The following is a 14,195-nucleotide window of genomic DNA, read 5'->3' as shown; positions in this document are numbered from 1 at the left end:
AGGAGTTTTTTATTATCAACAATTTTAGTATTTTAATTTTGCCATAAGTTCTTTTAGTTGAGCAATTTCTTCTGTGGATAAGTTTGATAAAAGAAAATCAGATTGCTTTTGCTCATATTCGTGAAGTTGTGGATAGACATCTAAAGCTTTTTGTGTTGGGAAAACTCGTTTAATTTTTTGGTTATTAGAATCATTTTGCAATTCAAAATAGCCGAGTTTAACGAGTTTTTTTATGGTTCTAAAAGCTGTTGTACGGTCAATTTGAACATTATCTGCAAGTTCGCCTAAAAACATTCCAGGTTCTTCACAAGTACGAATGATATAGATATAAAGGTTGTTATTTAAGCCTAGTTCTTTAAAGTGGTTATTAGAATCTATTTGAATGGTGCGAGTAATGGCACCGATAGTACGAATTATTTCAAACATTTTATCTCCTCAGATAAATTCTATCAAAAAATTATTGCATTTACAATAAAGTGTGATATAATATGAGAAATATTATTGCAGATACAATAAAAAGGAGATGCTATGGAGATAAAAATATTTGAGTCAAGATTTAATCAATCAGTAAAAGAGTTGATTTTAGATATTCAACAAAAAGAATTTTTACTTCCGATCACTTTATCTGATCAACCAGATTTGTTGAATATTGAAAGTTCGTATCAAGATAAGGGTGGTCAGTTTTGGGTAGCAGTTGATAGTAGTAATGGACAGGTAGTGGGATGTCTTGGATTAGTTGCTCTTATGGATGAAAATGTTGCCTTAAAGAAAATGTTCGTTGCCAAATCATACCGAAAATTGGGTTTGGGACGAAAATTATTAGAAGAATTTATTATTTATTGTCGTGAAAAAGGTAAAAAGGCAATTTTTCTTGGGACAACATCAGATTTTAAAGCAGCACAATATTTTTATCAAAAATCAGGTTTTAAGGAAATAACTTCGGCAGAATTACCCAATGATTTTCCACGTTTAACTGTGGATAATCGTTATTATACATATTCTGTCAACTAAAAAAAGCAGACAAAGTCTGCTTTTTTGATTAAAACTTTTTCTTTCTAAATTGATTACCAGCTGGCTTTTGTGACGCCTGGGATTTTTCCTTCGTGCGCAAGATTGCGGAAATTGATTCGGCTCATACCAAATTTTCGCATATAAGCATGTGGGCGTCCATCAATGCGGTCACGATTTTTCAGACGATTTGGATTTGAATCGCGTGGTAGTTTGCGAAGGGCTTCATAGTCACCTTTAGCCTTAAGTTCTCGACGCAAGTCAGCATATTGTTCGATGAGTTTTAATTGTTTGTTGTATCTAGCGATTTTAGATTTTTTTGCCATGACAACCTCCTTTTTAGTTAACTGGTTAACAATATTTATCATAACATTTTAGCGGAGATTATCAAGCGAAAACCTTAACTAGTTAAATATTTTTTAAAAAAAGAAACCCATTTTTGGATTTCTTTTGTGAATTAATAGTGTAAACTTCCAGCAACCCAGCCTGTGCAGAGTGCTACAGTAATGTTGAAGCCACCTGTGTGGGCGTTAATATCCAGCACTTCACCAGCAAAGTGGAGCCCAGGAACTTGTTTACTTTCAAGGGTTTTAGGGTTGATTTCTTTCAAGTCAACGCCGCCTTTTGTGACAAAAGATTTTGCTAGTGACATTTTGCCAGTGACTTTAATTGGCATTGCTTTGAGGTTATCCACAAGCTCTTTTTCTTCTTGTGGAGTCAGCTGTTTGACTTTTTCGGGGAATGGCTGAGCTAAAAAGCTAGCTAGTCGTTCTGGGACAAGTCCCTTGAGAGCATTTTTGAGTGATTTTTCGCGGTGCTCTTTTAAGAAAATAGTCACATCATCTGTGGATATTTTGGGGATAAAATCAAGTGTGATGGTTTCACCGCCCTTGATAAAACTAGACATACGAAGCGCAGCAGGCCCAGACAAACCAAAATGGGTAAAGAGCAAATCATGTGTGATGTGGTGTTTTCCATAAGATAGACTCACGTCGTCAAGAGAGATTCCCTGAAGTTCCTTGTGTGGAAAATCTGTTAATAACGGACTTTCTGCAGCCTCAAGCTCGGTCAGTTTTAATTTGAAGTGGCGAGCAATTTCATACCCAAAACCTGTTGAACCTGTGGAAGGATAGGCTTTGCCACCTGTTGTTATGATGAGTTTTTCAGAGGTAAATTCCTCTGTGGCTGATTTGATGTGGAAAAGATTGTCGATTTTTTTCACAGAAACGACTTCAGTATTTGTCAGAACAGTGCCACCAAGTTTTTGGATTTTGTGAGCAAGGGCATCGATGATTGTTCTTGATTTATCAGTTTTAGGAAAGACACGACCATGGTCTTCAACTTTTAGAGCAACGCCATTTTCTTCAAAGAAATTAATGATGTCATGATTGTCAAATTGAGAAAAGACACTGTATAAAAAGCGACCATTTCCAGGAATGCCTTCCATGAGGTCATCAATGGTACCGTTATTTGTGACGTTGCAACGTCCACCTCCGGTTCCGGCTAATTTTTTTCCGAGTCTTTTATTTTTTTCGATGAGTAGAGTTTTATTTCCATAGTAGCTACTAGAAATAGCTGCCATCATTCCGGCAGGACCACCGCCGATGATAATAGTATCGTATTGTTTCATACTAAACATTGTAGCATAAAATATTCAAGTCCCGTAATGAAATGACCAAGTTTACAAAAAATGACAGAAAGTTGACACGATTTTAAAAAAAGCCTATCATTTCAGGCTTGAAGCAGTCAAGAAACCGACTTTAAATTGACAATCAAGGGCTCATGTGTTATTCTTGTCATAAGTATTTCAATGTAAAGAGGATATTATGGCAATCGAGAAAACAGTTAGTGAAATTGCTGAGATTCTAGGAGTTAGCCGTCAAGCGGTTAACAATCGTGTTAAGAATCTCCCAGAAGAAGATGTTGATAAAAATGAAAAAGGGGTTACGGTTGTTAATCGTAGCGGACTTATCAAGCTAGAAGAAATCTACAAAAAAACAATCTTTGAAGATGAACCAATTGATGAAGAAACAAAACAACGTGAGCTCTTAGAGATTTTAGTTGACGAGAAAAATACAGAAATTACTCGTTTGTATGAACAACTAAAAGCTAAAGATAAACAATTGGCTTCAAAAGATGAACAACTTCGTGTTAAAGATGTTCAAATTGGTGAGAAAGATAAACAGTTGGATCAACAACAACAGTTGACACTTGCCGCAATGGAAGATAGCAAACGTCTTCAACTTGAACTAAACGAAGCTAAAGCTGAATTTGAAGAAATTCAAACAAAAACTGAAGAAGAAACTCAAGAGCAAGAAGAAGTAGAAGAAACTAAGAAAAAAGGTTTGTTCTCACGCCTTTTTGGTAAAAAATAAGGAAGTCGGTGGCTGGGACGAAAGTTCCAGCTTATTTTGTAAAAGCAAACTAGTTATGTGATTAAGGAGGAATTATGGAAAAGCTATCTGAGTACATTGCTTTTGACTTGGAATTCAACACAGTTGCTGAAGTTAGTCATATTATCCAAGTGTCAGCAGTAAAATTTAAAGATGGTGAAGAGGTTGACAACTTTGACACTTATGTTTACACTGATGTGCCTTTACAATCTTTTATTAATGGTTTGACAGGTATTACATCAGAAAAAATAGCCACTGCTCCAAAGCTTGACAAGGTGTTAGCAGATTTTAAAGCTTTTGTTGGTGAGACTGCTTTGGTTGGTTACAATGCTTTGAAATCAGATTTACCTTTACTAGCCGAAAATAATCTGGACTTGACAGAGCTTTACAAGGTTGATCTTTATGATGAAGCTTTTGAACGTCGTAGCTCAGACTTAAATGGTATTGCTAATCTTAAGTTAACAAGCGTAGCAGACTTTTTGGGGATTTCTGGTCACGGTCATAATTCACTAGAAGATGCTCGTATGACAGCTCTTGTTTATGAAAAATTTATGGAATTTGATGAGAATAAATCTTACTTAAATCAGCAAGAAGAAGAGCATGGTGATAATCCATTTGCTGCTTTGGGTGGCTTTTTCGGCTAAGGCTCTGCTATTTTTCAAAAAAAGAAAAAATCATCTAAGGTAACCTCTTGCTTATGACCTTGGGTCATGTCCTATAATGAGGGCAGAAAGGAGGTGAAGGAAATGTCTCAGACTTATACAACTGGTGATTTGGCTAAGCTAGCTGGTGTTTCTGTTCGCACAGTTCAGTACTATGATAAACGGGGCATTTTAGTGCCATCTCAGTTATCAGAAGGTGGTCGTCGTATATATAGTGAATCTGATTTGGAGAAGTTGCGCTTGATTTGTTTTTTGCGTGAGCTTGACTTTTCAATAGAGCAGATTAAACGCTTGTATGCTGAAGAAAATGCAAAGCAGGTTTTAGAATTGCTTTTGGTCGAGCATATCAAAGCTATTAGGCAGCAGCTTGCAGAGAAAAAAGCTAAACTTGACACAGCTGTAAATCTTCTTGACAGGGTTAAAACTGAGTCAAGTCAGTCACTAGAATTTTTATCAGACATTTCTCTTACCATGAAAAATCAAAAATCATTGAAAAAAGTTCATTGGAAGATGTTTTTCATCTTTTTGCCCTTATTTCTTGTTCAAGTTGGTAGTTTAGTCTGGGCAATAGTGGCTTGGAATATTTGGATTTATGTGATTGCTGAAGTAATTTTAGCTCCCTTCGCTGTTTGGTTTACGAAGAATTATGCTCAAAATGTTGCTTATATCTGTCCAAATTGTCATCATGTGTTCCAACCAAATTTTAAAACATTTTTCTTTGCGCCCCATACGCCAAAAACACGAAAATTAACTTGTCCACATTGTCATGAAAAATCATATTGTATTGAAACAGCAAAAGAAGTGTAAAAAAAGCTCGAACCAATTGGTTCGAGCTTTTTGTTTTAAAATTAGAATGGCAATTTTCCTGCAAATGCGCCAAGAGTTTTTTGTGTTGCAGCATCAACTTGAGCAAGAGCATCGTTGATAGCTTGAGTTGTCATATCTTGAAGTGTTTCGATATCATCTGGGTCAACGATAGCATCTTTGAATGAGATATTTACCAATTTTTTGTCACCTGTGAATTCAGCAACGACAAGTTCTTGAGCTGATTTTCCAGTGAAAGTTGTGCTAGCAAGCTCAGCTTGTTTTTTCTCCATTTGTTTTTGAAGTTTTTGAGCTTGACGCATCATGTTTTGCATGTTCATCATAATTAACGAGATTCCTTTCAGAGCAAGGGTTTAATCCTTTATTAATTTGGAAATTTATCTTGAAAAAGATATTAATATTATAGCATCTTTCCTACAGAACTTAAAGTTTGGAGTTGAGCATGTCTTTATTGCTTTTGGGTAAGAAAGGATTTTACAAAAACTTTACAAAAAACAGGTAACGGATTTGATATTAACGGCATATAATGACGACTATAAAGATGTTAAAGGAGAACGTCATGAAAAAATGGAAAATGTTAGCCGGTTTAGCACTTCTTGGTTTGGGAGCAGGTGCAGTGTTATCTGCTTGTGAAAAATCAGCGAAAACCGATTCAGGAATGGGACAGATTAATGTTGTATCTCGTGAAGAAGGTTCAGGTACACGTGGTGCTTTTGTTGAACTTTTTGGTCTAAAGGGTGAAAACAGTAAAGGTGATGCGGTTGATATGACCACATCAAATGCTATCGTAACAAACTCAACTTCAGTAACTCTAACAACTGTCTCTGGTGATAAGTCAGCAATTGGCTACGCTTCATTAGGAGCTCTTAATGATAATGTCAAAGTTTTGGATATTGATGGTCAAAAGGCTAGTGTTGAGGCGATTAAGGATGGTTCTTATAAAATTTCTCGTCCATTTAATATTGTGACAAAATCAGAAATCAGTAAGCCAGCAAAAGATTTTATTGCTTATATCTTAAGTAGTGATGGTCAAAAGATTGTTAAGGATAGTGGCTACATTCCTCTTGAGCAGCAAGAGTCCTATCAAACAAGTGTGTCAACTGGAAAAGTGGTGGTTTCTGGTTCAAGTTCGGTAACCCCAGTGATGGAGAAGTTGAAAGAGGCTTATGGCAAGGTTAATCCTGATGTCAAAGTTGATATTCAACAAAGTGATTCATCAACTGGTATTACTGATACTATTGATGGTACGTCAGATATTGGTATGGCTTCTCGTGAATTAGAGAAAAGTGAAAAATCAAAAGGTGTTTCATCAACTGTTATTGCAATGGATGGCATTGCACTTGTTGTTAATAAAGCAAATAAAGTAAAGAACTTGACTAGCCAACAAGTAAAAGATATCTTCTCTGGAAAAATAACAGACTGGAAAGATTTGAGAGATTAGAGGAAGTCATGAATCACAAAAAAGAGAAAATGATGCAGGGGGTCTTCTTTTTAGCAGCCTGTATTTCAATCGTTTCAGTTTTATTGATTTGCATTTTCTTGATGGCAAATGGATTGCCAGCGATTAAAGAAATTGGCATTAAAAATTTTCTTCTGGGAGAAGTTTGGCGCCCGTCAAGTAATGAATTCGGCATTCTACCGATGATTGTTGGGTCACTTTATGTGACTTTAGGTGCTTTAGTTATTGGGGTTCCGATTGGTATTTTTACGGCAGTTTTTATGGCAAAGTTTTGTCCGCCTATACTTTATAAACCTTTGAAGTCAGCTATTAATTTAATGGCTGGGATTCCGTCGGTTGTTTATGGATTCTTTGGTTTGGTTGTTCTTGTTCCGTTTGTTCGTAATTATATTGGCGGCTATGGTATGGGAGTACTAACGGCATCGATTCTTTTGGGAATAATGATTTTGCCAACAATTGTCAGTGTGTCGGAGTCAGCTATTCGGGCAGTGCCCAATCATTACTATGAAGGTGGGTTAGCTTTAGGTGCTTCTCATGAAAGAAGTATATTTTTTGTTGTACTTCCTGCTGCCAAACGTGGTATCTTGGCATCTGTTATTCTCGGACTCGGTCGCGCTGTTGGAGAAACTATGGCTGTTATTATGGTAGCAGGTAATCAGGCGATTTTACCAAGTTCGTTGACCTCAGGTGTTCGAACTTTAACAACAAACATTGTTATGGAAATGGGTTATTCATCAGGACTTCATAGGCAAGCTCTAATTGGAACGTCGGTTATTCTATTTTTGTTTGTTTTGATTGTTAATATTATTTTCTCATTATTACGGAAAGAGGATTAGTATGAAAAATATCAATCAGAGAAATATCAAACAAAGGATTGATTCTCGTAAAAAAGATCCTCTTTCAATGATTTTATTTTACATGGTGTATTTAGCGGCATTTCTGAGTTTTTTAGTCATTGCTTTTATTGTCATTTATATTCTAATCAAAGGAGCACCTCATCTTAGTAAAGGGCTATTTGCCTTAACTTATACGACAAAAAATGTTTCCTTGTTACCGGCTTTGATTAATACCTTGCTGATAACTTTATTGACACTTTTGATTGCTGTTCCTGTTGGAATCAGTGCTTCTATTTACCTGACGGAATACGCTAGAAGAAACAATCCATTAGTTGCAATTATTAGAGTTGCTACTGAAACTTTGTCAGGGATTCCTTCAATTATTTATGGTTTATTCGGAGCGCTTTTCTTTGTTAAGTATGTGCACTTTGGATTATCTTTGCTATCTGGTGCGATTACTTTAAGTATTATGATTCTTCCTTTGATTATGCGTACAACAGAAGAAGCTTTGCTATCTGTTCCAGATGGTTATCGAGAAGGAGCATTTGCTTTAGGGGCTGGAAAATTACGGACAATTTTTAAGATAGTTTTACCAAGTGCAATACCAGGTATTTTCTCAGGGATTATTTTAGCGATTGGTCGTATTATTGGAGAGTCAGCAGCTTTGATTTTTACAGCTGGGACTGTGGCAGAAGTGGCAAGAAGTATCTTTAGTTCATCTCGAACTTTAGCAGTTCACATGTATGCAATATCTGGTGAGGGGTTATATCTTAATCAGACTTATGCAACAGCGGTAGTTCTTTTAGGATTGGTTATTGGTATTAATATTTTATCTGGTTTTGTGGCTAGACGTTTAGGAAGTGAGATGGGTGATGAGTAAGTTAATTGTTGATAATTTAGATTTGTATTATGGTGATTTTCATGCCTTAAAATCGATTAATTTGGAAATTCCAGCAAATGGTATTACTGCCTTCATTGGACCATCAGGATGTGGAAAATCAACCTTGCTAAAAAGTTTGAACCGTATGAATGATTTGGTTAAAGATTGCCGCATTACTGGAAAAGTCATTCTAGACGGTAAGGATATTTACCAAGATGTTGATATCAATAGTCTGCGTAAGAAAGTCGGAATGGTGTTTCAAAAACCTAATCCATTTCCAATGAGTATTTATGACAATATCGCTTTTGGTCCAAGGACACATGGCATTCATGCGAAAGCTCAATTGGATGAAATTGTTGAACGCTCTTTAAAACAGGCAGCTATTTGGGATGAGGTCAAAGATCGTTTGAACAAATCAGCTATGGGCTTATCAGGTGGACAGCAACAGCGTCTTTGTATTGCGCGTGCTTTGGCTATTGAACCAGAGGTCTTGCTGATGGATGAGCCGACTAGCGCACTTGATCCTATATCAACATCAAAGATTGAAGATTTGGCAGTTACTTTAAAAGATAAATACAGCATTGTTATGGTAACACATAATATGCAACAAGCAGTTAGGGTCTCAGACCAAACAGCTTTCTTTTTAATGGGGGAGTTGATTGAGTGTAATCAAACGAGTCAGCTCTTTTCACTGCCACAAGATGAAAGAACAGAAAATTATATTACGGGGAGATTTGGATGATTCGTTCAACATTTGAAAATCAACTGGAAGAGCTAACGAAAAATGTCATTCTGATGGGAGCTTTGTGTGAGGATGCCATTTCAAAATCTGTTCAATTTTTGAAGAAAGATGATTCATATTTGGTTAACAATGTGATTAAAACTTATCAAAAAATTGAACAATCTGAGCGTGACATCGAAGAGCAGTGTTTAAAATTACTCTTACGTCAACAGCCCGTAGCTAAAGATTTGAGATATGTTTCAGCAGCTCTTAAGATGGTTTATGATATGAAACGTATTGGCGCTCAAGCTGCAGAAATTGGTGAGATTGTGAACCAAGGACATATTCAACCAGGGCCAGAATTAGAACATTTGAAAAAAATGGCTAATCACGTTGTAGGCATGGTGACAACCAGTATTGATGCCTTTCTATATGAGAATGAGAAGATGGCAAATCAGGTTATCTGTTCTGACAGTACAGTTAACCAAGATTTTGATACAATAAAGGTAAATCTGATGACATATTTCTCAGGTAAGGATGTTGATGGTGAGCATGCTATTGATGTCTTGATGGTAGCCAAGTACATTGAACGTATTGGAGACCATACGGTTAATATTGCTAAATGGGTAATTTTTTCCATTACGGGGCAACTAGATGGAGATGACATATGATTTACTGTGTTGAAGACGATGATGATATTCGTGAATTGATGCTTTATACTTTAAAAACAGCTGGCTTTGAAACTCAGGGATTTCCTGATGGAGATGATTTTTGGCAAGCTATATCTCTCCAACAACCAGATTTGATTTTATTAGATATTATGTTGCCTGGAAGTGATGGTTTAGCCATTTTAGAAAAGTTAGAACAAACACCTGCGACTGCAGGCATCCCAGTCATTATGGCAACAGCTAAAGGAACAGAATATGACAAGGTAAAAGGTTTAGATATGGGAGCTGATGATTACCTTGTGAAGCCATTTGGTATGATGGAGATGATTTCTCGAATTAAGGCAGTTTTGCGTCGAAGCCAAAAAGGACATGTTCCTAAGATGTTGAAACTTGGAAATTTATCACTAGATGTTCAAAATTATGTTGTAAAAAAAGATAATCAAGTGATTCATTTAACCCTAAAAGAATTTGAACTTCTTGTTCTTATGATGAAAAATCCAAATCGTGTCTTTACCAGACAAGATTTGCTCAAACAAGTTTGGAACGATGATTTTTTAGGTGAAACTAGAACGGTGGATGTTCATATTGGGACGCTTCGAACAAAGCTTGGCGATGCAGGTCACTATATTCAAACCATTCGTGGTGTAGGATATCGTCTGGAGGATGATAATGGTTAAGAAAATTTTTCGTTCGACACTTATGGTAACTTTGGGAATTCTCTTTTTGGCAGTTATGTTAATTATGGGGGTTCTTTATAGCTACTTTGCTCAGGTACAAAAAGAGCAACTTCGTGCGGAGACTTCTTTGGTTGCTCAAGGGGTAAACCTTGAGGGAAAGAGGTACTTTGATTACCTTAAGGTATCCGGAGTTCGAATGACTTGGATTGACCACGAAGGAAATGTCCTCTATGATAATCAGTATGATGCTAAGAAAATGGATAACCATGCCAATCGGAAAGAATTTAAGGAAGCCTTGACTGATGGAAAAGGAGAAAGCACGCGCTATTCATCAACCTTAACAACTAAGTCTCTATATCTAGCGCAGCGTCTAGATAATGGAACGGTTATCCGATTATCAGTGACACAGCACAGCTTGTTGTTACTATACATTCGAATGTTTCAGCCATTTGCGCTAATTATCATATTAGCTATTACATTATCCATTTGGGTCGCGCGATATACTGCTAAACGTATTGTGGCGCCTTTAAATGATTTAGATTTGGATCAGCCACTGAAAAATGAAGCTTATGATGAAATTTCTCCTTTGCTAAGACGGATTGATCATCACCAAAAGGCATTGAGTAAACAAGAAGCATTGTTAAACCAGAAAAAAGAAGAATTTGATACCATTATTTCAAAAATTAAAGAAGGTATTATTTTATTGGATGCTAAGTGTCAGGTAATTAGTATCAATGATGCTGCGCAACAACTTTTTCAGACAGATCAAACGTGTCTTGGAAAAAACATCTTACAACTCACGAGGGATTTATCGTTTAATAAATGGTTAAAATCAGGTCTAGCTGGTCAAAAGCAAGAGGGAATTATCCATTTTGATAAGGAAAGCTATAAAGTTCTGATTCGCCCGATTTTATTTGAAGGCAAGGTGACAGGATTAGTTATTCTTTTGTTTGATGTGACAGAACAACTGCAAAATGAACAGTTGCGTCATGAATTTACAGCTAATGTCTCACATGAATTAAAAACACCTTTACATGTAATCTCAGGATATTCAGAGATGCTTGCAAGTGGAATGGTTTCAAGCGAGGATACTCCTCATTTTGCTGGTAAAATTTACAAAGAGTCTAAGCGTATGGTTCAGCTAGTAGAAGATATTATCAAATTGTCACATCTGGATGAGATAGATCAAGTACCTATGGAAACATTGGATGTTTACGCAATTGCTAAAAATGTTCTTGATAGTTTATCTACTAAAGCTAGTCAGAGACAGATTCGTCTACAATTAATAGGTCAGTCAACCATGATGTTTGGAAATCCTGCTTTGATTCATTCGATTTTGTACAATATTTGTGATAATGCTATTACTTATAATCGTGATAAGGGAAGCGTTGAAGTAACAATCACATCGAACAAAAAAGATGTTTTCTTAGCTATTAAGGATACTGGTCTTGGTATTCCAAAAGAAGAGCAGAACCGGATTTTTGAAAGATTTTATCGTGTTGATAAAAGCCGCTCTAAAAAAGTTGGCGGAACAGGTCTTGGCTTGTCAATTGTCAAACATGCTTTGAAACTTCATAACGCTACTATTCAAGTCCAAAGTCAGGAAAATATTGGGACACAGATGTTACTAACGTTTCATAAATAAAAAAGATTGAACCTTTGGTTCAATCTTTTTTGATAGTTATTTTTCTACTGGCATTTCAAGACTTGATTTTTCTAAATCAACTGTCAAAATGTAATTTCCGTTATCACGGATAGTGTGCTCGAAGTCTGTTGTGTAGAGAAGGACTCGCAAGCTATCACCTTTTTTGAGTTTGTAGATGCTTGGTTGAAGGGTAAAATCAAGAGTCATCCACTCATTTGGTTTGATATCTTCGACAGTCAGCAAATCGCTTCGATTTTGCAGATTAAGAACACCTTTTGTGATGACACGTTCTTGTGTTTTGACAAATGGCAATTCTTTAAGTGCTTCGCGTGAGAAGTTGCGCCCGTTGTCGATAGCATGAAGGTTTCGGTTGGTTGGCACATCTTTGAAACGTTTTTTCTGACCGTAATCAAGCACTTGTGCAGATAAGAGCCCTTTATCTTCACTTGATTTCAGTGTTAAATGTAGGGTTATTTGTCCGTTGATGTGATAGTCTTTGTGGAGTGGAATATCAACGCAGATACTGTTTGCCTTTCCAGCAAATAAATCTGTCTTGAAAGTATGGAAGTTTTTACTGTAACGTTCGAAGTCATCTTTGCCATAGTGGTTATCAATGATTTGTTGGTTAGTGCCAAGAGATAATGTTTCTTTGTCACCGCTGCCAAATTTTGTCAATTGACTTGACCAAGTTTGTTCTTGACTATTATCTTGCCAAATAAGTGTTGGTAAGTCATATTGGCTATCTTGTCCGAGCATTTTTTCAGAAAGTAGTGTATTCATACTTTCGCGGAAATCGATTGATTGCCAGTTATGCATGTAGACATGTTCACCGTTGTGAAGGAAAACATGTTTTTCGACATTTTGAGGCAGTGCATTGAAAATCTTGAAGACGTGGCGAGGTTTAACATTCCAATCTTGAAGACCGTGTGTGTAAACGCATGTCGCTGTTACCTTATCAGCATGAGGAAGGTAGTTGCGGTCATGCCAAAATTGGTTGTAATCACCAGTTTCTCGATCTAAGTTAGCTGATTGTTCATCGAGTAATTTTTGGTAATGGTCATTATTGTGGAGATAATCGCCAGCTAGTAAGTTTCGTGAGTAAGTCAATTCGGTAAGAACATCAAGGTCCTCACCAGGATAGCCGCCAGGGCTGCAGACTAGTCCGTTTTCGCGGTAGTAGTCGTACCAAGATGAAATAGCTGATTCAGCGATGATAACTTTGAGTCCTTCGACACCTGTTGTCGCAAGGGCTGTCGACATAGTACCGAGATAAGATTTACCAGTTGTGCAGACTAGCCCACTTGCCCAATCAGCAAGAACTTTTTGGTCACGGCGATGGCTAGAAAAGGCAACAGCTCTGCCATTTAACCAGTCGATAACAGCTTTAAAGCTTTCAACTTGAGCGTAGTCACCACTTGTCATAAAGCCATTTGAACCAGCAGTTCCTACTCCTGAAACGTAAATATTTGCAAATCCACGAGCTAGGAAGTAATCGTTTAATGTGTATGGGTCGATAAAGCTGAAACTTTCTTCAGTTTCACCTACTGGAAGTTCTAATTCAGGTGTTGCAAGTGATTTGAAATCTCGAGTTTCAACGTCGATTTTACCTGCTTGCTTGATAGCTAAGTCGCCTTCCATTTTGTAAAGTTTTTTATCGTTAGCAACGATATTTGTCCCTTCGTGATAAGGGCTAGCAGTCATCATTGTTGGTACTTTGTGGCTAGTTTTAGGACGAATGATATTAACTTTAACCAAATCTAACTGACCATCATTGTCAGTATCAAGCGGAGCTTGTACATAAACAACTTCACGAATTAAATCATTTGTATTAAAGGTTGCTAAAGATTTACCATTGAAAAAATGATAATCATTATCAACTGGGATAAGTCCTTTACTAATCAAGTCATCAAGCAAAGTCATACCATTTTTTTGACGACTAAGAAGAAGCTGGTAAAGTGCCTCGATGATGTGACCTTTTTGGTAATTGATTGGAAATGCAATTTTTTCTAAAAAGTCGGTCGTATCTGTAAAATCAACATGAGGTGTGAATCCAAGCAATTGAAGAGCAACAGTATAAAAAATATCTGCCGTTAAAGGACAATCAGATTGCAAGAATGTTAGTAAATCAGTTTCAAAATCAGCAATAAGGTTGCCAAGTGGATAGTCCGTATCTTTATAATTAAAGAAAATCTTACGGCAGAAGTGCTCTAGCAGCAACTTATCAGATGCTTGCTTGCTAATATCAAATCCAAGAGCTTGCATTTCTTGTTTGCAAACCTCTGCAGGCCTTGGTATGTAAGAGAATTGATTATATTTCATGAAAATTTCTCCTTCTAAAAGTAAACGTTTTAATTTCACAGATAACCTTTACATTGTCTATTATACTTGATAAAATGTTAGTTGTCTAAACTATATTTTTTT

General features: G+C 36.5%; 16 protein-coding genes. 11 read left to right on the top strand and 5 right to left on the bottom strand.

Going from position 1 to position 14,195, the window contains the following annotated elements:
* Nucleotides 1-24 precede the first annotated feature (24 nt).
* Nucleotides 25-426, bottom strand: a complete 402-nt coding sequence (locus ACN0NP_RS03625) for a MarR family winged helix-turn-helix transcriptional regulator (RefSeq protein ID WP_423217574.1) — start codon at nt 424-426, stop codon at nt 25-27.
* Between the two features lie 102 nt (nt 427-528).
* Between ACN0NP_RS03625 and ACN0NP_RS03620 the strand changes: the two genes are divergently transcribed.
* Nucleotides 529-1,011 (top strand): GNAT family N-acetyltransferase, encoded by a 483-nt coding sequence (locus ACN0NP_RS03620; protein WP_423217573.1) that lies wholly within the window; start codon nt 529-531, stop codon nt 1,009-1,011.
* A 53-nt stretch (nt 1,012-1,064) separates the two neighbouring features.
* Here the strand turns inward: ACN0NP_RS03620 and rpsN are convergent, their stop codons facing one another.
* Nucleotides 1,065-1,334 (bottom strand): 30S ribosomal protein S14, encoded by a 270-nt coding sequence (rpsN, locus tag ACN0NP_RS03615; protein ID WP_024343539.1) that lies wholly within the window; start codon nt 1,332-1,334, stop codon nt 1,065-1,067.
* Between the two features lie 131 nt (nt 1,335-1,465).
* On the bottom strand, nt 1,466-2,638 hold the full coding sequence (locus ACN0NP_RS03610; RefSeq protein ID WP_423217572.1) for an NAD(P)/FAD-dependent oxidoreductase: 1,173 nt from the start codon (nt 2,636-2,638) through the stop codon (nt 1,466-1,468).
* Nucleotides 2,639-2,834: 196 nt separating this feature from the next.
* Here ACN0NP_RS03610 and ACN0NP_RS03605 point away from each other — a divergent pair, with 196 nt between their 5' ends.
* The 3 genes from ACN0NP_RS03605 to ACN0NP_RS03595 all read left to right on the top strand — a co-directional run bounded on the left by ACN0NP_RS03605 (nt 2,835) and on the right by ACN0NP_RS03595 (nt 4,870).
* Nucleotides 2,835-3,383 (top strand): DUF536 domain-containing protein, encoded by a 549-nt coding sequence (locus tag ACN0NP_RS03605; RefSeq protein WP_004233265.1) that lies wholly within the window; start codon nt 2,835-2,837, stop codon nt 3,381-3,383.
* A gap of 74 nt (nt 3,384-3,457) precedes the next feature.
* Entirely contained in the window at nt 3,458-4,045 is a 588-nt protein-coding gene (locus ACN0NP_RS03600; protein WP_021143148.1) for a 3'-5' exonuclease, read from the top strand.
* 102 nt (nt 4,046-4,147) lie between these two features.
* Nucleotides 4,148-4,870 carry a MerR family transcriptional regulator gene (locus ACN0NP_RS03595; RefSeq protein WP_423217571.1) on the top strand — a complete coding sequence of 241 codons (723 nt, stop codon included), beginning with the start codon at nt 4,148-4,150 and terminating at the stop codon, nt 4,868-4,870.
* A 41-nt stretch (nt 4,871-4,911) separates the two neighbouring features.
* Here the strand turns inward: ACN0NP_RS03595 and ACN0NP_RS03590 are convergent, their stop codons facing one another.
* Nucleotides 4,912-5,211, bottom strand: coding sequence for a YbaB/EbfC family nucleoid-associated protein (locus ACN0NP_RS03590; RefSeq protein WP_024343543.1), 300 nt, complete (start codon nt 5,209-5,211; stop codon nt 4,912-4,914).
* A gap of 236 nt (nt 5,212-5,447) precedes the next feature.
* On the opposite strand from ACN0NP_RS03590, the gene ACN0NP_RS03585 reads away from it, so the two are divergent.
* Genes ACN0NP_RS03585 through ACN0NP_RS03555 form a run of 7 tightly spaced genes read left to right on the top strand, consistent with a single transcriptional unit; the run spans nt 5,448 to nt 11,774 of the window.
* Nucleotides 5,448-6,329, top strand: coding sequence for a substrate-binding domain-containing protein (locus ACN0NP_RS03585; RefSeq protein ID WP_243602827.1), 882 nt, complete (start codon nt 5,448-5,450; stop codon nt 6,327-6,329).
* 8 nt (nt 6,330-6,337) lie between these two features.
* A complete protein-coding gene (gene pstC, locus ACN0NP_RS03580) occupies nt 6,338-7,183 on the top strand; it encodes a phosphate ABC transporter permease subunit PstC (RefSeq protein ID WP_074567297.1) in 846 nt (281 codons plus the stop codon).
* A 1-nt stretch (nt 7,184) separates the two neighbouring features.
* Nucleotides 7,185-8,063, top strand: coding sequence for a phosphate ABC transporter permease PstA (gene pstA, locus ACN0NP_RS03575; RefSeq protein ID WP_423217570.1), 879 nt, complete (start codon nt 7,185-7,187; stop codon nt 8,061-8,063).
* The gene (gene pstB / locus ACN0NP_RS03570; RefSeq protein ID WP_033153357.1) at nt 8,056-8,805 is read left to right on the top strand and encodes a phosphate ABC transporter ATP-binding protein PstB; all 750 of its coding nucleotides are present in this window, start codon (nt 8,056-8,058) and stop codon (nt 8,803-8,805) included. The genes pstA and pstB overlap by 8 nt, the downstream gene beginning before the upstream one ends.
* A complete protein-coding gene (gene phoU, locus ACN0NP_RS03565; RefSeq protein ID WP_423217569.1) occupies nt 8,802-9,455 on the top strand; it encodes a phosphate signaling complex protein PhoU in 654 nt (217 codons plus the stop codon). Before pstB ends, phoU begins: the two co-directional genes overlap by 4 nt.
* Nucleotides 9,452-10,129, top strand: a complete 678-nt coding sequence (locus ACN0NP_RS03560; protein ID WP_423217568.1) for a response regulator transcription factor — start codon at nt 9,452-9,454, stop codon at nt 10,127-10,129. The genes phoU and ACN0NP_RS03560 overlap by 4 nt, the downstream gene beginning before the upstream one ends.
* Nucleotides 10,122-11,774: an ATP-binding protein gene (locus tag ACN0NP_RS03555; protein ID WP_423217567.1), complete on the top strand. Its 1,653-nt coding sequence runs from the start codon at nt 10,122-10,124 to the stop codon at nt 11,772-11,774. Before ACN0NP_RS03560 ends, ACN0NP_RS03555 begins: the two co-directional genes overlap by 8 nt.
* Nucleotides 11,775-11,810: 36 nt before the next feature.
* Here the strand turns inward: ACN0NP_RS03555 and ACN0NP_RS03550 are convergent, their stop codons facing one another.
* On the bottom strand, nt 11,811-14,093 hold the full coding sequence (locus tag ACN0NP_RS03550; RefSeq protein ID WP_423217566.1) for a Xaa-Pro dipeptidyl-peptidase: 2,283 nt from the start codon (nt 14,091-14,093) through the stop codon (nt 11,811-11,813).
* Nucleotides 14,094-14,195: the final 102 nt, after the last annotated feature.

It is taken from the genome of Streptococcus equinus (genome assembly GCF_049393805.1).
Lineage (GTDB): Bacteria > Bacillota > Bacilli > Lactobacillales > Streptococcaceae > Streptococcus > Streptococcus equinus.
The sequence above is the reverse complement of the archived record's forward strand: the minus strand, read 5'-3'. Positions and strand labels throughout refer to the sequence as shown.